15 protein-coding genes and 1 pseudogene are annotated in these 14,830 nt (G+C 52.5%); 11 read left to right on the top strand and 5 right to left on the bottom strand.

Annotated features, from left to right (window positions below; genetic code table 11):
- Window positions 1–7 precede the first annotated feature (7 nt).
- The gene (locus QRD42_RS01105; RefSeq protein ID WP_072569876.1) at window positions 8–916 is read right to left on the bottom strand and encodes an SDR family oxidoreductase; all 909 of its coding nucleotides are present in this window, start codon (window positions 914–916) and stop codon (window positions 8–10) included.
- Window positions 917–1,180: 264 nt separating this feature from the next.
- Between QRD42_RS01105 and QRD42_RS01100 the strand changes: the two genes are divergently transcribed.
- The 3 genes from QRD42_RS01100 to QRD42_RS01090 all read left to right on the top strand — a co-directional run bounded on the left by QRD42_RS01100 (window position 1,181) and on the right by QRD42_RS01090 (window position 2,178).
- Entirely contained in the window at window positions 1,181–1,414 is a 234-nt protein-coding gene (locus tag QRD42_RS01100; RefSeq protein ID WP_318363798.1) for a hypothetical protein, read from the top strand.
- A gap of 104 nt (window positions 1,415–1,518) precedes the next feature.
- Window positions 1,519–1,806, top strand: a complete 288-nt coding sequence (locus QRD42_RS01095; RefSeq protein WP_321988000.1) for a hypothetical protein — start codon at window positions 1,519–1,521, stop codon at window positions 1,804–1,806.
- A gap of 159 nt (window positions 1,807–1,965) precedes the next feature.
- Window positions 1,966–2,178 carry a hypothetical protein gene (locus tag QRD42_RS01090; RefSeq protein WP_318363800.1) on the top strand — a complete coding sequence of 71 codons (213 nt, stop codon included), beginning with the start codon at window positions 1,966–1,968 and terminating at the stop codon, window positions 2,176–2,178.
- Window positions 2,179–2,243: 65 nt separating this feature from the next.
- On the opposite strand, the gene QRD42_RS01085 is transcribed toward QRD42_RS01090, so the two are convergent.
- The 3 genes and pseudogenes from QRD42_RS01085 to QRD42_RS01075 form a co-directional block, all read right to left on the bottom strand.
- The gene (locus tag QRD42_RS01085; protein ID WP_318363801.1) at window positions 2,244–2,492 is read right to left on the bottom strand and encodes a biofilm development regulator YmgB/AriR family protein; all 249 of its coding nucleotides are present in this window, start codon (window positions 2,490–2,492) and stop codon (window positions 2,244–2,246) included.
- A gap of 188 nt (window positions 2,493–2,680) precedes the next feature.
- Window positions 2,681–3,829, bottom strand: a complete 1,149-nt coding sequence (locus tag QRD42_RS01080) for a trans-sulfuration enzyme family protein (protein ID WP_321987999.1) — start codon at window positions 3,827–3,829, stop codon at window positions 2,681–2,683.
- 20 nt (window positions 3,830–3,849) lie between these two features.
- A pseudogene (locus QRD42_RS01075) lies at window positions 3,850–4,815 on the bottom strand (PLP-dependent cysteine synthase family protein); the annotation flags it as partial.
- Window positions 4,816–5,211: 396 nt separating this feature from the next.
- Between QRD42_RS01075 and QRD42_RS01070 the strand changes: the two are divergent.
- The 5 genes from QRD42_RS01070 (at window position 5,212) to QRD42_RS01050 (ending at window position 10,337) form a co-directional block, all read left to right on the top strand.
- A complete protein-coding gene (locus QRD42_RS01070; protein WP_072569881.1) occupies window positions 5,212–6,234 on the top strand; it encodes a methionine ABC transporter ATP-binding protein in 1,023 nt (340 codons plus the stop codon).
- Window positions 6,227–6,895 carry a methionine ABC transporter permease gene (locus QRD42_RS01065; protein WP_072569882.1) on the top strand — a complete coding sequence of 223 codons (669 nt, stop codon included), beginning with the start codon at window positions 6,227–6,229 and terminating at the stop codon, window positions 6,893–6,895. The genes QRD42_RS01070 and QRD42_RS01065 overlap by 8 nt, the downstream gene beginning before the upstream one ends.
- 27 nt (window positions 6,896–6,922) lie before the next feature.
- A complete protein-coding gene (locus QRD42_RS01060) occupies window positions 6,923–7,735 on the top strand; it encodes a MetQ/NlpA family ABC transporter substrate-binding protein (RefSeq protein WP_072569883.1) in 813 nt (270 codons plus the stop codon).
- A gap of 156 nt (window positions 7,736–7,891) precedes the next feature.
- A complete protein-coding gene (locus tag QRD42_RS01055; RefSeq protein ID WP_072569884.1) occupies window positions 7,892–9,073 on the top strand; it encodes an acetyl-CoA C-acetyltransferase in 1,182 nt (393 codons plus the stop codon).
- A gap of 583 nt (window positions 9,074–9,656) precedes the next feature.
- Complete coding sequence (locus QRD42_RS01050) at window positions 9,657–10,337, top strand: oligogalacturonate-specific porin KdgM family protein (RefSeq protein ID WP_072569885.1); 681 nt, start codon at window positions 9,657–9,659, stop codon at window positions 10,335–10,337.
- A gap of 179 nt (window positions 10,338–10,516) precedes the next feature.
- Here QRD42_RS01050 and QRD42_RS01045 read toward each other — a convergent pair whose 3' ends face one another.
- The gene (locus QRD42_RS01045; RefSeq protein WP_072569886.1) at window positions 10,517–11,692 is read right to left on the bottom strand and encodes an oligogalacturonate lyase family protein; all 1,176 of its coding nucleotides are present in this window, start codon (window positions 11,690–11,692) and stop codon (window positions 10,517–10,519) included.
- Window positions 11,693–12,175: 483 nt separating this feature from the next.
- Between QRD42_RS01045 and kduI the strand changes: the two genes are divergently transcribed.
- The 3 genes from kduI to QRD42_RS01030 form a co-directional block, all read left to right on the top strand.
- The gene (gene kduI / locus QRD42_RS01040; RefSeq protein ID WP_318374091.1) at window positions 12,176–13,012 is read left to right on the top strand and encodes a 5-dehydro-4-deoxy-D-glucuronate isomerase; all 837 of its coding nucleotides are present in this window, start codon (window positions 12,176–12,178) and stop codon (window positions 13,010–13,012) included.
- A 62-nt stretch (window positions 13,013–13,074) separates the two neighbouring features.
- The gene (gene kduD / locus QRD42_RS01035; protein WP_072569888.1) at window positions 13,075–13,836 is read left to right on the top strand and encodes a 2-dehydro-3-deoxy-D-gluconate 5-dehydrogenase KduD; all 762 of its coding nucleotides are present in this window, start codon (window positions 13,075–13,077) and stop codon (window positions 13,834–13,836) included.
- Between the two features lie 452 nt (window positions 13,837–14,288).
- Window positions 14,289–14,830, top strand: a 542-nt coding sequence (locus QRD42_RS01030; RefSeq protein WP_321987998.1) for a type IV pilus major pilin, incomplete at its 3' end; no start/stop codon positions are given.

Below are 14,830 nucleotides of genomic sequence, written 5' to 3'. Positions count from 1 at the left end.
CTTGCCGTTACAGCGTGCCGGTACCGCCATCGGAGCACCAGACCTGACCTGAGCTGTAGCTGTTTTCATTGGAGGCCAGCGTCACATAAATAGTGGCGATTTCGGCAGGCTGCCCGGGGCGACCCAGCGGCGCTGAGGCACCGAACTGCTCCAGTTTTTCCTGAGGCTGACCACCGCAGGCCTGCAACACCGTCCAGTATGGCCCTGGCGCGACCGCGTTCACGCGGATGCCTTCTTCCGCCAGCTGTTGCGCCAGGGATTTGGTAAAGGCGGCAATAGACGCTTTAGTCTGGGCATAGTCCAGCAACGTCGGGCTTGGCTGGTAGGCCTGTACGGACGAGGTGTTGATGATAGAGGCGCCGCGTGGCAGATAATCCAGCGCCGCTTTGGTGATCCAGAACATCGCGTAGACGTTGGTTTTAAAGGTGGCGTCAAAGTCTTCAGTAGACAGTTCGCGGATATGGTTGCGGAACTGCTGACGACCGGCGTTATTCACCAGGAGATCCAGCCCGCCTAACTCTTCGGCCGCCTGTTTGACCAGCTGCTGGCAGAAGGATTCGTCGCGAATATCCCCCGGGATCGCCACGGCTTTACGGCCTGCAGCGCGAATAAGTTCAATTACCTCGCGGGCATCTTCTTCTTCCGCCGGCAGGTAGTTGATGGCGACGTCTGCGCCTTCACGGGCATAGGCAATAGCCACCGCGCGGCCAATACCGGAATCGCCGCCGGTGATCAGCGCTTTTCTGCCTTCCAGACGACCACTGCCCTTATAGGAGGTTTCGCCGTGATCGGGACGCGGATTCATTTTACAGGCCAGGCCAGGGAAGGGTTGATGCTGACGTTCAAACGGGGGGACCGGATAGTTGTCTGCCGGATTGGAGATACCTGCGGTGGTGACGCCGTTTTTATTGCTCATGTTTCGCTCCTTCTGTGTGGCTTTGGGTCTATTAAGCATAGATCATCAGCGTGAAATGCCAGTGTTCTCGGAATTTTGCACATAAAAAGTTGCTTAAAAGGCATTTGCCGCTTCGTTTAGCCAGCCTGGAAAAATCTGCAATTCGCAATGCTGGCTTGCGCCATGCCGCAGGGTGCAAAATACTTGAAGCATTGAAAATCGTTTGGTTTTTGGTTGCAGATGTGGCAAAGCCCACCGACAACCGCTGAAACGAGTGAGGATGTGGTGACAGACACTTACAAAAATGCTTCTGGCAACAGCACGTCTTTACCTGCGCTTGCGCCCCCGTCCGGGGAAGAGACGCTGGGAAGGGTGGTGATGGAAATGCTGCGAGGCGGACAGGAAATCAACCGGCATAGCCTGTGCGTCAAACTGGCCGCGCAGATTGACCTTTCAACCGATCCGGCGCTGGAAGCGCAGCTGAGTGAACTTCTTGGTCTGGTGCTAAATAAAAGTTAAAATTCATTGTGAATATCTATGTCCAGGCCCTTTCTTTCCGCCGCTGACGCAGCCATACTCACCGGGTTACACCGTGCCTAACGGTAACAATAATGAGAGGCTCAATGAGCAAAAATGATAAGGAAAGACTGGTAGATACCATCATGGGGGAAGCGGTGTTGCATCTTCTCGAAAATGATGACAACGTTTCCTTTGATGCGCTTATCGGCCAGTTACAGGAAAATCTGCAAAATGAAACCGACCGGGAAAGGCGGGATGCTTTCCGGACCGCTATTAACGGTGTTCATCAGTTCCGATCGCTGCAAACTCAATCGATGAGCACGCCAGGATCGTTAAAGCAGAGTTTGCGCAGTACGCTGGCGCAAAAAAATACCTCTAGCACTAAACATTAATACCACTAAACATTAAACTGTCCCTCTGCTTACCCTGCGGGTTAGCAGAGTTCGCCCTTCTAATCAGACTTGCTCTGGCATGCTTCATCGATGCTCCTGTGACTTTGATAATGGCTCCGGCCATAGAAGAAGACATCCCACCCCGCATTGAGAGTGCAATTGAAAGAAGATGAACAGATTTGTCTTGAAAATATTCAAGAGGCAATCGGCGAGGCTGCGACTCATCTTATGAGTATCGGTCATGCTATAGACGCCGAAAATATCATCCTCGTACTGCGCGCACGCCGTATGATGACGACCGATCCACACCACCAGCAGGTTATTGAAGGAGCCTGTAAGTTACTTAAGGTTCGGGTAAGACAATCCGCGTAATCTCAGAATTCACACCGGTCAGCCGTGCGTGTTTCACGGTAGACCGGGTGGATTTTTATCAAAACTTACAGATCGTCTGGCGTTTGCTGAACAATCTTTTCCAGCGCGCTGCGATAGACATCCAGTTTTACAACGTCCTCTTCCGTCTCAAGTAAGCGGATCACCGCCAGAATAAGGTTCTTATTAGTGACCTCTATCTGGTTATGCTTCAGACTTGCCGAAAGCTCCTGGATGAACAGTCTTTCGGCTTCAAACGTCTGCGCGCTCTGGCCGAAGTATTCATTCAACTGTTCTTCTGATGTCGCGGTGTGCATAAAAGATCCTCAAAATTCATAACGTTTTCCTCTCAATATGGCGAGAGGGTATGAGTAACCGAATAAAATTAGTCATCATTAAGATTATCCGCAATATGGCACGTGCAATTTCTTCAAAAATTTTTTACGCAAACGTTAACTATTTTAAGAATGTGCTTATCAAATGTTAAGCTCAGTTCTGCACCAGCTTAATCTTCTGCCAGTGCCTGTTTCAGATCTTCCAGCAGATCCTTCTCATCTTCGATCCCAACCGATAACCGGATTAACTGCGGCGTAATGCCATTAGCGAGACGTTGCGCCAGCGGGATAGAGGCGTGGGTCATAAAGAACGGCTGACTCACCAGGCTTTCCACGCCGCCGAGGCTTTCCGCCAGCGTAAAAAGCGTCAGACGACTGATGATTTGCGCGGCACGCTGTTCATCGCCTTTCACCACGATGGAGATCATACCGCCCGGCAGCGCCATCTGGCGGCGGGCCAGCTGATACTGCGGATGCGATTCCAGCCACGGGAAAAAGACCTGTTCAATCTGCGGCTGCTGTTCAAGCCATTGCGCCAGCCGCAGGGCATTGCTGCTGTGCCGCTCAATGCGCAGCGCAAGAGTGCGGATGCCGCGCAGGGTGAGAAAACTACTGAAGGGATCAAGCACGCCGCCGACGGCGTTTTGCAGATAGCCAAGTTGTTCAGCCAGTTCAGGGCGATCGCCTACCACCGCCAGCCCGGCCACCACGTCCGAATGACCGTTAAGGTATTTGGTGGCGGAGTGCACCACAATGTCAAAACCCAGCGCCAGCGGGCGGTGGATCAGCGGCGAGGCAAAGGTGTTATCCGCCACGCTGATCAGGTTGTGGCGTCTGGCGATGGCGGCGATGGCTTCCAGATCCGCCAGCTTCAGCAGCGGGTTGGTCGGCGTTTCCACCCAGATCATCCGTGTGTCCGGACGGATCGCCGCCTCCAGACCCGCCAGATCATCCGGCTTCACCCAGCTCACCCGTAAGCCCGTGCTGCGGCGTCGCACGTTTTCGATTAAACGGTAGGTGCCGCCGTAGACGTCGTCGATGGCGACAATGTGGCTGTCTTTGTCCAGCAGCTCCAGCACCGTGGAAATGGCCGCCAGCCCAGAGGCGAAGGCGTAGCCGCGCGCACCGGCTTCCAGTTCGGCGATGGCGCTCTCCAGCGCGTGGCGCGTCGGGTTACCGCTACGGGAGTATTCGTAGCCGGTGTGCTGACCCGGCGCAGGCTGCGCAAAGGTGGAGGTGGCGTAAATCGGCGGCATCACCGCACCATGCTGATCGTTAAACGCGCCGCTGTGCACGCTGAGGGTATTTAATGTTTTCATTTTTCTTCCTTACAGGCATTGCTGATCAGACCCTGCTCGCGCAGCCAGTCGTCGTTAAACATTTTTGAGAGATATTTGTTGCCGCTGTCGCAGGCGAAGGTCACCACGCGTTTCGGCGTGGTCTGGGCTGCGCAGTAACGCAGCGCCGCCGCCAGCAGCGTACCGGTGGAGGATCCGGCGAGCACCCCTTCGCGCTGTAGCAGCAGGCGCGCGGTGGCAAAGGCGTCGGCATCGCTGACGCGGTACGCCTGTTTCACGCCCTCAATAAGCGCAAGCGGCGGAATAAAGTCTTCGCCGATGCCTTCCACCCGCCATGATCCCGCCTCGCCGTGCTGCCCGTTTTCCACCTGGTCGGCAAGAATGGAACCTTCGGGATCCGCCAGCACAAATTCGGTGTGCGGCGAGTAACGGGCAAACCAGGCTTGCAGGCCGCCAAGGGTGCCGCCAGAGCCGACGCCGACGACAATGGCGTCCACGCGCCCGTCGAGCTGGTCGTAAATCTCTTTGGCGGTGGCGGCGTGGGCCAGCGGATTGGCCGGGTTATTAAACTGGTCGATGTAATAGGCGCCAGGCATACCCTGCGCCAGACGCAGGGCGTAATCCTGGTAATACTCCGGATGGCCTTTGGTGACGTCCGAGCGGGTAAGCATCACCTCTGCGCCCAGCGCGCGCAGGTGGAATATTTTCTCGCGGCTCATTTTATCCGGCACCACCAGCAGTACGCGGTAGCCTTTTTGCGCGGCGATCAGCGCCAGCCCCAGCCCGGTATTACCGGCGGTGGCTTCAATAATGGTGCCGCCCGGCTTCAGTAAACCTTCCCGCTCGGCGGCTTCAATCATCGACAGCGCCACGCGATCTTTAATCGACCCGCCGGGATTCTGGTTTTCCAGCTTCAGGTACAGCTCACAGGGCCCGCGCTGCAGCTTATGCAGCTGGAGTAGCGGCGTATGGCCGATTAATTCAGTGACAGAATGGGCAACAGACATGGTGTGCGATCCGTAGTTAACACGATGCCTGGATAATAGGTCTGCGATTTTCGCGGATTAAAGAATCTTTCTCTGCATTTTAGATCGAAAAGGAATATCACCTGCTGTTCAGCCATCAGGAAGTAAATCCCTGTAGACATCCGGACGTGTTGATTGCTATAAAACGGCACTTTTGCCGTAAAAACAGGCGAATGGCACATAAATTGTCCGTGATTTATGCGTTTTTTAGCTAACCAATGCTGAAAATATCCATTACACAGCCAACCCTTTTGCCATGCTGGTTATAGCTAACAGGTATAAGCAATGATGATTAAGTTATTTCAATTATAATTGCGACAGATTATTATCGTCTGGACATCCATACTGCTAAACCGCCAAAACGGATAGAACACATACATGATCGTCCTTCGGAATATTTCCAAGATTTTTGACCACGGAAAGGTGCCTATCACCGCTGTGGATAGCGTTAACCTGACGGTGGAGCAGGGACAAATTTACGGCATTATCGGCTACAGCGGCGCAGGAAAAAGCACGCTGATCCGTCTGCTTAACGGTCTGGAAAAACCGACCTCCGGGGATGTCACCATCAACGGGCAGAATATTTCCAGCGCCGAGGGCGAAGCGTTGCGCCAGGCGCGTCTGAAGATCAGCATGGTCTTTCAGCACTTTAACCTGCTGTGGTCGCGCACCGTCAGCGAGAACATCGCTTTTTCGATGCAGATCGCCGGTGTGCCGAAAGCGAAAATCGCCGCCCGCGTGGCGGAGCTGATTGAGCTGGTGGGGCTGACCGGGCGCGAAAAAGCCTACCCGTCGCAGCTCAGCGGCGGCCAGAAACAGCGCGTCGGTATTGCCCGCGCGCTGGCCAACAGCCCGGACGTGCTGCTGTGTGACGAAGCCACCTCGGCGCTCGATCCGCAGACCACCGATCAAATTCTCGATTTGCTGCTGGATATTAACCGCCGCTTTAAGCTGACCATTGTGCTGATCACCCATGAGATGCACGTGGTGCGCAAGATCTGCGATCGCGTGGCGGTAATGGAAAACGGCAAAGTGGTGGAGGAGGGCGATGTGCTTCAGGTGTTTACCCATCCGCAGCAGCCGATCACCCGCCAGTTTGTGCGTCAGGTGAGCCAGTATGCAGAAGAAGAGGCGTTTAACCCGGCGCTGGCTTCCGGTCTTGATGGCAGCATTATCAAACTGACCTTTACCGGCAATAAAACCTATCAACCGGTGGTCAGTGAACTGACGCTGCGCTACGGCCTGTCGTTTAATATTCTGCACGGCAAAATGACGCAAACCGCACATGGCCTGTTCGGTCAGCTGTGGGTACATGTGGTGGCAAATCAGGAACAACTGAACAATATCCTTGCCGATCTGCAACAGAGTGATATTGAAGGCGAGGTAATTAAGCATGATTGAGAATTTACTGCCCCACCTGAAATGGGACCAGCTGTGGGCGGCGACGCTCGAAACCTTATATATGACGGCGCTGTCCGGCGTGGCAACCTTTGCGCTTGGCCTGCTGCTGGGGCTGGCGCTGTTCCTGACCGCCAAAGGCGGCCTGTTCCAGAATAAGCCGCTGTACAGCGTGATTTCGGTGGTGGTGAACGTGTTCCGTTCCATCCCGTTCATCATTTTGATTGTGTTACTGATCCCCTTCACCAAGACGATTGTCGGCACCATTCTCGGCGCGGATGCGGCACTGCCGGCGCTGATTGTCGGCGCGGCGCCTTTTTATGCCCGCCTGGTGGAAATCGCCCTGCGTGAAGTGGATAAAGGGGTGATTGAAGCGACGCGTTCCATGGGCGCGCGCCTCAGCACCCTCGTATTCCGGGTATTAATCCCTGAATCCTCGCCTGCGCTGGTGTCCGGTATTACCGTCACGCTGATCGCGCTGGTGAGCTATAGCGCCATGGCAGGTGTTATCGGTGCCGGTGGCTTAGGAAATCTTGCATATCTGGAAGGATTCCAGCGTAACCATAACGACGTCACGCTGGTGGCGACAGTAACCATTCTGGTGATTGTCTTCATCATTCAGTTCTGCGGCGACGTGTTGACCTCTCTGTTAGACAAACGCTAAACATAACAATTACTGGAAACCAACATCATGAAAAAGACACTGACACTGATTGCCGCAGCCACCCTGAGCGCCCTGAGTTTTGCTTCCTGGGCCGATACCCTGACCGTGGGCGCATCCAATGTGCCGCATGCCGAAATTCTTGAGCAGGCGAAGCCGATCCTCGCCAAAGAGGGTATCGATCTGGAAATCCGTCCGTTCCAGGACTACATCCTGCCGAACACCGCGCTGGCAAGCCGCGACATCGACGCCAACTATTTCCAGCACATCCCGTATCTGAACAGCGTGCTGAAAGATCATGCGGATGACAAAACTTATGATTTCGTCAATGCGGGCGCGATCCACATTGAGCCGATTGGCATCTACTCCAAAAAATACAAATCGCTGAAAGATCTGCCGGAAGGCGGCAAAGTCATCATGCGTGACGCGGTGGCGGAAGAGGGTCGTATTCTCTCTATCTTCGAGAAAGAGGGTGTGATCAAACTGAAGCCGGGCATCGACAAAGTGACCGCCCGCATCAGCGACATCGTGGAAAACCCGAAAAAGCTGAAGTTCCTGCCGAACGTCGAAGGTTCTCTGCTGCCGCAGATGTATAACAACGACGAAGGCGACGCAGTGGTAATTAACGCCAACTATGCCATCGATGCTGGCCTGGATCCGGTGAAAGATCCGATTGCCGTGGAAAGCGGCGAAAACAACCCGTACGCCAATATCATCACTGTGCATCGCGGCGATGAGAAGAAAAAAGAGATCGTCGAGCTGGTGAAAGTGCTGCACTCGAAAGAAATTCAGGAGTGGATCCGCACCAAATATAAAGGCGCGGTGATCCCGGTTAACAACTAATCCAGCCCCTTCACGCGTCGGCTGCCGCTGGCGCGTGTTTCCCCCATCCTGCCGTATGAAATTCCTCTGTGATAGTAGTCACCAATTCTAAACAATTAAGAAAATAGTTAATAACAATCCTCTACTATTGCCGGGACAAGCTGAGCAGAGGTAGAGATGAAAGATGTCGTGATCGTAGGGGCCGTGCGCACGCCTATTGGCTGTTTTCAGGGCGCTTTATCTCGTCATTCTGCGGTGGAACTCGGCAGTCTGGTGGTTAAAGCGCTTATCGAACGCAGTGGCGTGATCCCACAGCATATAGATGAAGTTATCCTCGGACAGGTGTTAACCGCCGGCGCCGGGCAAAACCCTGCCCGCCAGACGGCGATCAAGGGCGGGCTACCGAATTCGGTGTCGGCTATCACCATTAATGATGTCTGCGGATCCGGGCTGAAAGCGCTGCATCTGGCGACCCAGGCGATCCAGTGCGGCGAGGCGGATATCGTCATCGCTGGCGGCCAGGAAAACATGAGCCGTGCGCCACACGTGCTGACGGACAGCCGCACCGGCGCGCCGCTTGGCAACAGCCAGCTGATCGACAGCCTGGTGCATGACGGCCTGTGGGACGCCTTTAATGATTATCATATGGGCGTGACGGCGGAGAACCTGGCGCGGGAGTACGGCATCAGCCGTGAGCGCCAGGATGATTACGCCTTACGCTCCCAGCAAAAAGCCCGCGCCGCGATAGACGCGGGGCGCTTTCGCGACGAAATCGTGCCGGTGCTGGTGGATCGCCCCGGCGGGCAGACGCTGCGGGTGGAGTGCGACGAGCAGCCGCGCACCGACGCCAGCGCTGAAGGGCTGGCGGGACTCAGCCCGGTCTTTGATCGCAGCGGATCGGTGACGGCGGGCAATGCGTCATCCATTAACGACGGCGCGGCGGCGGTGCTGATGATGAGCGAAAGCAAGGCGCTGGAACTTAACCTGCCGATCATGGCGCGCATCCGGGCTTTTGCCAGCGTCGGGGTCGATCCGGCGCTGATGGGCATTGCGCCGGTATATGCCACACGGCGCTGCCTTGAGCGCGCGGGATGGCAGCTACAGGATGTCGATCTGATCGAGGCCAACGAAGCCTTTGCGGCGCAGGCGCTGTCGGTCGGGCAGATCCTGGAATGGGACGAGCGGCGGGTAAACGTTAACGGCGGGGCCATTGCGCTGGGGCATCCGATTGGCGCGTCCGGCTGCCGTATTCTGGTGTCGCTGGTGCATGAAATGGTGAAACGGCGGGCGCACAAGGGCCTGGCGACGCTGTGCATTGGCGGCGGGCAGGGCGTGGCGCTGGCGATCGAGCGCGACTGATTTTGTCTTGTGTGCCGGGCGGCGCTGCGCTTGCCCGGCCTGGGTTTATGGCTGTTTTGCCGGGCGGCGCTGCGCTTGCCCGGCCTACGTTTGTGCTGTTGGGTCTCTGTGTAGGCCCGGCAAGCTTGCGCCGCCGGGCGTGCCAGACTCCTCCTCTCAACTCCCCCTCCCGATAAACATCATTAGGCTAATCCTCACTGTTTTAAATTTTTTGAAATTGAAATTTCTGTCTGCAAATTAACCCTGATGCCATGGGTAATGAATAATTATAAATTTAATGATGACTCAAAAATAAAGTAACAACAGGTACTATATGTCTGCTAATCCACTATCATGCTGATAAATATGGTTTTTCATTTTTTATGAAATCTTTGTTGTTACTAAGTTAATAATATATTTATGTGATCGCAGTCTTTATTTAATGCCATTATCACAAATTATTATTGATGCTCATCACGTCTTCCTGCTCTGCTTTTCAGCAAGCGAATAATTACGATCCGGATCACTAAAAAATACTTTTTAAAAAAATAAAATGCAGTCTCATAAAAACGGAACGATATTTTAAATTTTTGAGGGTTTTTTCATGGTTAAAAAGTCTCTGGTCCTTGCGTCTCTCATTGGTGCATCATTTGCGGCCCAGGCCGTCACCGTTGACCTGCGTCACGAATATATTGACAGTGGCAGCAACGCCGACCGTGTTTCTGTATCCCACCGTTTTGATAATGGCATCGGTTTTGGTGTGGAAGCAAAATGGAAATCAGGCGGTGAAGATGCAGATAAACCATTAACCGAAATTGTAGGTAATGGCCATGAAGAATCCATTAACTGGCGCTGGAAGGCGACAGATAATTTTGCGCTGACGCCAGGTTTTAATATTGAAAGTAAAGACACCTTCTCCATTTATAAGCCGTATCTGCATGCGCAATATACCTTTGACAGCGGCTTTTATGTAGCGGGTCGTTACCGCTATGAGTATACCCGTAACCCTGACTCAGATGTGGTTGATAACAAAGTAAATAAATTCGACGCCTGGGTGGGCTGGGCGATGGGCGACTGGCGTACCGAGCTGAACTACGTCTATGCCAAAAGCACCGAAGACGTGGTTCGTGAAAATGGTAAAAACTACTCCAACGAATATAACGCCAAGCTGGCTTACAAATGGGATAAAAACTGGTCGCCGTATGTTGAGCTGGGTAACGTTGGCGTGAGAAATACCGATGAGCGTCAGACCCGTTATCGTGTAGGCGTCGCATATTCCTTCTGATATAAAACTTATCCTCATGAGATGCCCCGGCGCAGTTAGTCGGGGTTTTCTCGTTTTTGCTATTTATGGCACTGGCAGACAATCTAATAAAATAATAATAAGCGGATTTAAAGGATATTATAAATAAAAAAAGGCCCTCCCGAAGGAGGGCAAGGCCAGTTACAGAAACACTAACTCAATTACGCTTGCAACATTTCACGCTGCTCAGGAAGCTTCGCAATATAAAGGGCGGGTTTGCCATCTTTATCGGAGCTAAACAGGATCGCACTATCGTCCGGCGTAAAGGACGGGTGCGGGTGAGTCACCTGACGACTGTTTTCGAAGGTGGCCCATGAGGTATCGTGACGCGCCACGCGGAAATACGCGCGCTGTGCCACATCAAAGACATAAAGATAAGGATCGTTATCGATGGTGTAGCCGCCGGTATCCTTTACATCCACCGGCGTGCCGGAACCGTCGCCGACCAGTAGCGTGCCGTCGAAGTTACTCATCAAATGTGAACAGGCAGGCATCTGCATAACGTCTTCATTCACGCCGGTGTCCGGATTGAAACGGGAAATGGTGCGGCCCTGTTGTCCTTTCAGATAAGAAACGTACACCAGCGCGGAACCGTCCGGCACCCAGAACTCATGGGTGCAGCTTTCGCCTTCGGCGTGATCTTTCACTTTACGCACATTGCTGCCGTCTTCATTAACCAGCCACATGCGGGCGTCGATCAGATCGTGCGGGCCTTCGTGGCAGAACGCCACGGTGTTGTCATCGAATGGACGGTAAATCGGGTGGCCGAGCCAGATCTTCTCATCGTGGATCACTGAGCTTTCGCCGCTCTGCAAATCAATTCGCATCAGGCGGCAATGGGGACCTTTATGGAAAAAGTCATGGAACAGCTGCCAGTCGGTGAGCGGCGTCCAGTCGCTTTTCGCGATCTCAATGCCCACCAGTTTGGTGCAGTCGCTGTTGGCAACCCAGGTGCCGTAGCCTACCCAGTCGTCAGACACGCGATAGACTTCGCGCTCTTCAAAAGTGGTGAGATTGACTTCGCGCAGAGTGCGATCGTTCTTCACGTAATAAAGGGAACGATCGTCAGGGGAAAGGAAACCGCCGAACGTATTGTCGCCGCTGCCTTCCGTCAGCTGTACGGCTTCGGCCTTTTCAATATTCAGCAAGTAGTAGTTCCAGTGCCCGTCAAATTCACCGGCGAAAAGCAGATGACTGCCATCGTTGAAAAAACACTTCTGGTAGAAGTAGTTACGATGGCAGGTGACTTCTGGTGGGGTTAAGCGGGTGATCTCCGCACCCGTATCGGGGTCACGGCTGACCTCATACTGAAGTTTTACCCGCATGCCTTTCGCCATAATGCGCTCCTTTTCCTGGTCCGGTTGTAGGGCGGTGTCCCAAAGAGTTGATGAGTTTAAAAGCTGGGTGTCAATTTATCAAAACGTCGTTTCAATGTGTGTGACAGGTGGCGCACTTTATGAGGATCTCCTTAATTTATTTTACATAACGACGTCTGGCTCCGATGCAGAAGCTCTGGGATCTTCGTTTTTGAGCACTAAAACTCACTCAGAATGGGTAAATTTAAAGATATTTTAAGTGTTTGTTTTAAATGATTTTTATTCGAGAGAAAAACGCCAGAGTTAATCCTGTCTTGTTGTCAACTGCGTACAATCGTGATCCTCTTTACACTTTTACTATTTAATTACAGAAAAAGTGAAACGTTGTTTTATTTGGAATTGAAAACACGTTTTAAGCGGGATACTATGTGCCCATACTGCAAGCGGAACACTGTTTTAATGCTTCGCTGCATGACATCTCAGTCAGTTTCTTTGGAGGTTAATGTGGAAGTCAGACAAAGCATCCACAGCGCGCACGCAAAAACACTGGATACCCAGGGGCTGCGCGATGAGTTTTTAGTTGAGAAAGTGTTCGTCGCGGATGAGTACACCATGGTGTACAGCCACATTGACCGCATCATCGTCGGCGGCATTATGCCAGCGGCCAAAACCGTGTCGGTGGGCGGCGAAGTGGGCAAACAGCTCGGCGTGAGCTACTTCCTTGAGCGCCGTGAACTGGGCGTGATCAACATCGGCGGCGCGGGCAGCATTACCGTTGACGGTCAGGTGTATGAAATCGGCCATCGCGATGCGTTGTATGTCGGTAAAGGCGCTAAAGAAGTGGTCTTTGCCAGCCGCGATGCGGCGAACCCGGCGAAGTTTTACTACAACTGCGCCCCGGCCCATACCACCTATCCGACCAAAAAAGTGACGCCGTCTGAAGTATCGCCGGTGACGCTGGGCGATCCGCTGACCAGTAACCGTCGCACCATCAATAAATATTTTGTCCCTGATGTGCTGGAAACCTGCCAGCTCAGCATGGGCCTGACCGAGCTTGAGCCGGGCAACCTGTGGAACACCATGCCGTGCCATACCCATGAGCGCCGCATGGAAGTCTACTTCTACTTCAACATGGACGAAGACGCCTGCGTGTTCCACATGATGGGGCAGCCGCAGGAAACGCGTCACATTGTGATGCACAACGAGCAAGCGGTGATCTCTCCGAGCTGGTCTATTCACTCAGGCGTGGGAACGCGCGCTTATACCTTTATCTGGGGTATGGTCGGCGAAAACCAGGTCTTTGATGATATGGACCATGTCGCCGTTAAGGATCTGCGCTAGTCGCGGACAGCATAAGTTAACTCTGCCTGTTCGTGCAGGCGCTGCAAGATTAAGGAACAAACATGATTCTGGATGCATTTTCTCTTCAAGGTAAAGTGGCCGTTGTCTCCGGTTGTGACACTGGTCTGGGTCAGGGTATGGCGCTGGGCCTGGCGGAAGCGGGCTGCGACATCGTGGGCATCAACATTGTTGAGCCGACAGAAACCATCGAACGCGTAACCGCGCTGGGCCGTCGTTTTCTGAGCCTGACCGCCGATCTGCGTCAGATTGACGGTATTCCTGAGCTGCTGGAACGCGCGGTATCTGAATTCGGCCATATCGACATTCTGGTGAACAACGCCGGTCTTATTCGCCGTGAAGATGCGATTAACTTCAGCGAAAAAGACTGGGACGATGTAATGAACCTGAACATCAAGAGCGTGTTCTTTATGTCTCAGGCCGCGGCGAAACACTTTATCGCGCAGGGTAAAGGCGGCAAGATCATCAACATCGCTTCCATGCTTTCTTTCCAGGGCGGCATCCGCGTACCGTCTTACACCGCATCGAAAAGCGCGGTGATGGGCGTGACCCGTCTGCTGGCGAACGAGTGGGCGCAGCACAACATCAACGTTAACGCGATTGCGCCGGGCTACATGGCAACTAATAACACCCAGCAACTGCGTGCCGACGAAGAGCGTAGCGCCGCAATTCTTGAGCGTATCCCGGCGGGTCGTTGGGGGCTGCCGAGCGATCTGATGGGGCCGGTGGTGTTCCTGGCCTCCAGCGCGTCTGATTATATTAATGGATATACCGTGGCCGTTGACGGCGGCTGGCTGGCCCGTTAATTAATCATATTCTTAAATGATTACGCCCTGCCCGAAGCAGGGCTTTTTTATGCCTGAAATAAAGTAACTTCCAATAAAATATTAAAAAACTTTATATTTTATTTCTGCATTCTGATTTTTGTGAGACATCTCATTTAATATATAATTGATATGAATTACGCTAATGATTAATGAAAAAATGAGATATTGATTTGCTGATTACTTTGTTTAACTTGTTGATTTTTAGGGGTTAATATTTCTTTTCTGGAGGGTATTTAATCTAATTTTTTATAATGTTGTTAAAGTGCAACATTTTTATCTCTCATCCGACCATCGTGTCATTATCCTATTTCATGCTGCAGATATCATGTCACTGTGGCATTCGAAAAATAAATATTCTTATAATGACGCGCCTCTATTGCATGAGGGGCAGTCAATTCAACAAGGATTTTTTCAAACATAAGGACCAGGAAATGAGAACGTTAATTGATTCATGGAAGAAAAAAGCGAATCGGTATCAGGAGCTTAAAAAACAGAAGGGCGTGACCTTACTGGAAATCATCATTGTACTGGGTATTATCGGTATTATTGCCGCGGGTGTGGTAGTACTGGCACAGCGTGCGTTTACGTCTCAGGATATTTCAAACGTTATTGATGATACCAACTCAGTTCGTGTCGCTATGACCGAAGCGTATAAAGACAGCATGGAATATCCAGCGCTTGTATCTGTAGTTGATATCACCAAAGCTGATATTGCCAAATCAAGCAGTAAGGCTGCCATCGTATCTCTGGTTAAAATGGGCAAGATCAGTCCTGACGAAGCATTTAATGGTTTCTCCAATGACGCATTTGAAATTGGTCACGCTAAGTTGGGTACAAGCGATGCAAAATTTAAAGGTTTCTATATAGTTCTGAATGGCCTGGAAACTGAAGATTGCCGCAATGTCATCTCACAAGTGGGTGCTCAGTGGGACTATGTTGCCACGACTACTGGACGTGCAGGGGAAAACAGTGG

This window comes from Enterobacter sp. PGRG2 (genome assembly GCF_030291195.1).
GTDB lineage: Bacteria > Pseudomonadota > Gammaproteobacteria > Enterobacterales > Enterobacteriaceae > Enterobacter_D.
Note: the sequence above shows the minus strand (reverse complement) of the source record. Positions and strands in the feature narration are given on the sequence as shown.

Bases quoted from the DNA above. Each gene is read 5' to 3' on its own strand.
- QRD42_RS01105 (WP_072569876.1), bottom strand. From the start codon at position 916: ATGAGCAATAAAAACGGCGTCACCACCGCAGGTATCTCCAATCCGGCA.
- QRD42_RS01095 (WP_321988000.1), top strand. From the start codon at position 1,519: ATGAGCAAAAATGATAAGGAAAGACTGGTAGATACCATCATGGGGGAA.
- QRD42_RS01085 (WP_318363801.1), bottom strand. From the start codon at position 2,492: ATGCACACCGCGACATCAGAAGAACAGTTGAATGAATACTTCGGCCAG.
- QRD42_RS01080 (WP_321987999.1), bottom strand. From the start codon at position 3,829: ATGAAAACATTAAATACCCTCAGCGTGCACAGCGGCGCGTTTAACGAT.
- QRD42_RS01070 (WP_072569881.1), top strand. From the start codon at position 5,212: ATGATCGTCCTTCGGAATATTTCCAAGATTTTTGACCACGGAAAGGTG.
- QRD42_RS01065 (WP_072569882.1), top strand. From the start codon at position 6,227: ATGATTGAGAATTTACTGCCCCACCTGAAATGGGACCAGCTGTGGGCG.
- QRD42_RS01060 (WP_072569883.1), top strand. From the start codon at position 6,923: ATGAAAAAGACACTGACACTGATTGCCGCAGCCACCCTGAGCGCCCTG.
- QRD42_RS01055 (WP_072569884.1), top strand. From the start codon at position 7,892: ATGAAAGATGTCGTGATCGTAGGGGCCGTGCGCACGCCTATTGGCTGT.
- QRD42_RS01050 (WP_072569885.1), top strand. From the start codon at position 9,657: ATGGTTAAAAAGTCTCTGGTCCTTGCGTCTCTCATTGGTGCATCATTT.
- QRD42_RS01045 (WP_072569886.1), bottom strand. From the start codon at position 11,692: ATGGCGAAAGGCATGCGGGTAAAACTTCAGTATGAGGTCAGCCGTGAC.
- kduD (WP_072569888.1), top strand. From the start codon at position 13,075: ATGATTCTGGATGCATTTTCTCTTCAAGGTAAAGTGGCCGTTGTCTCC.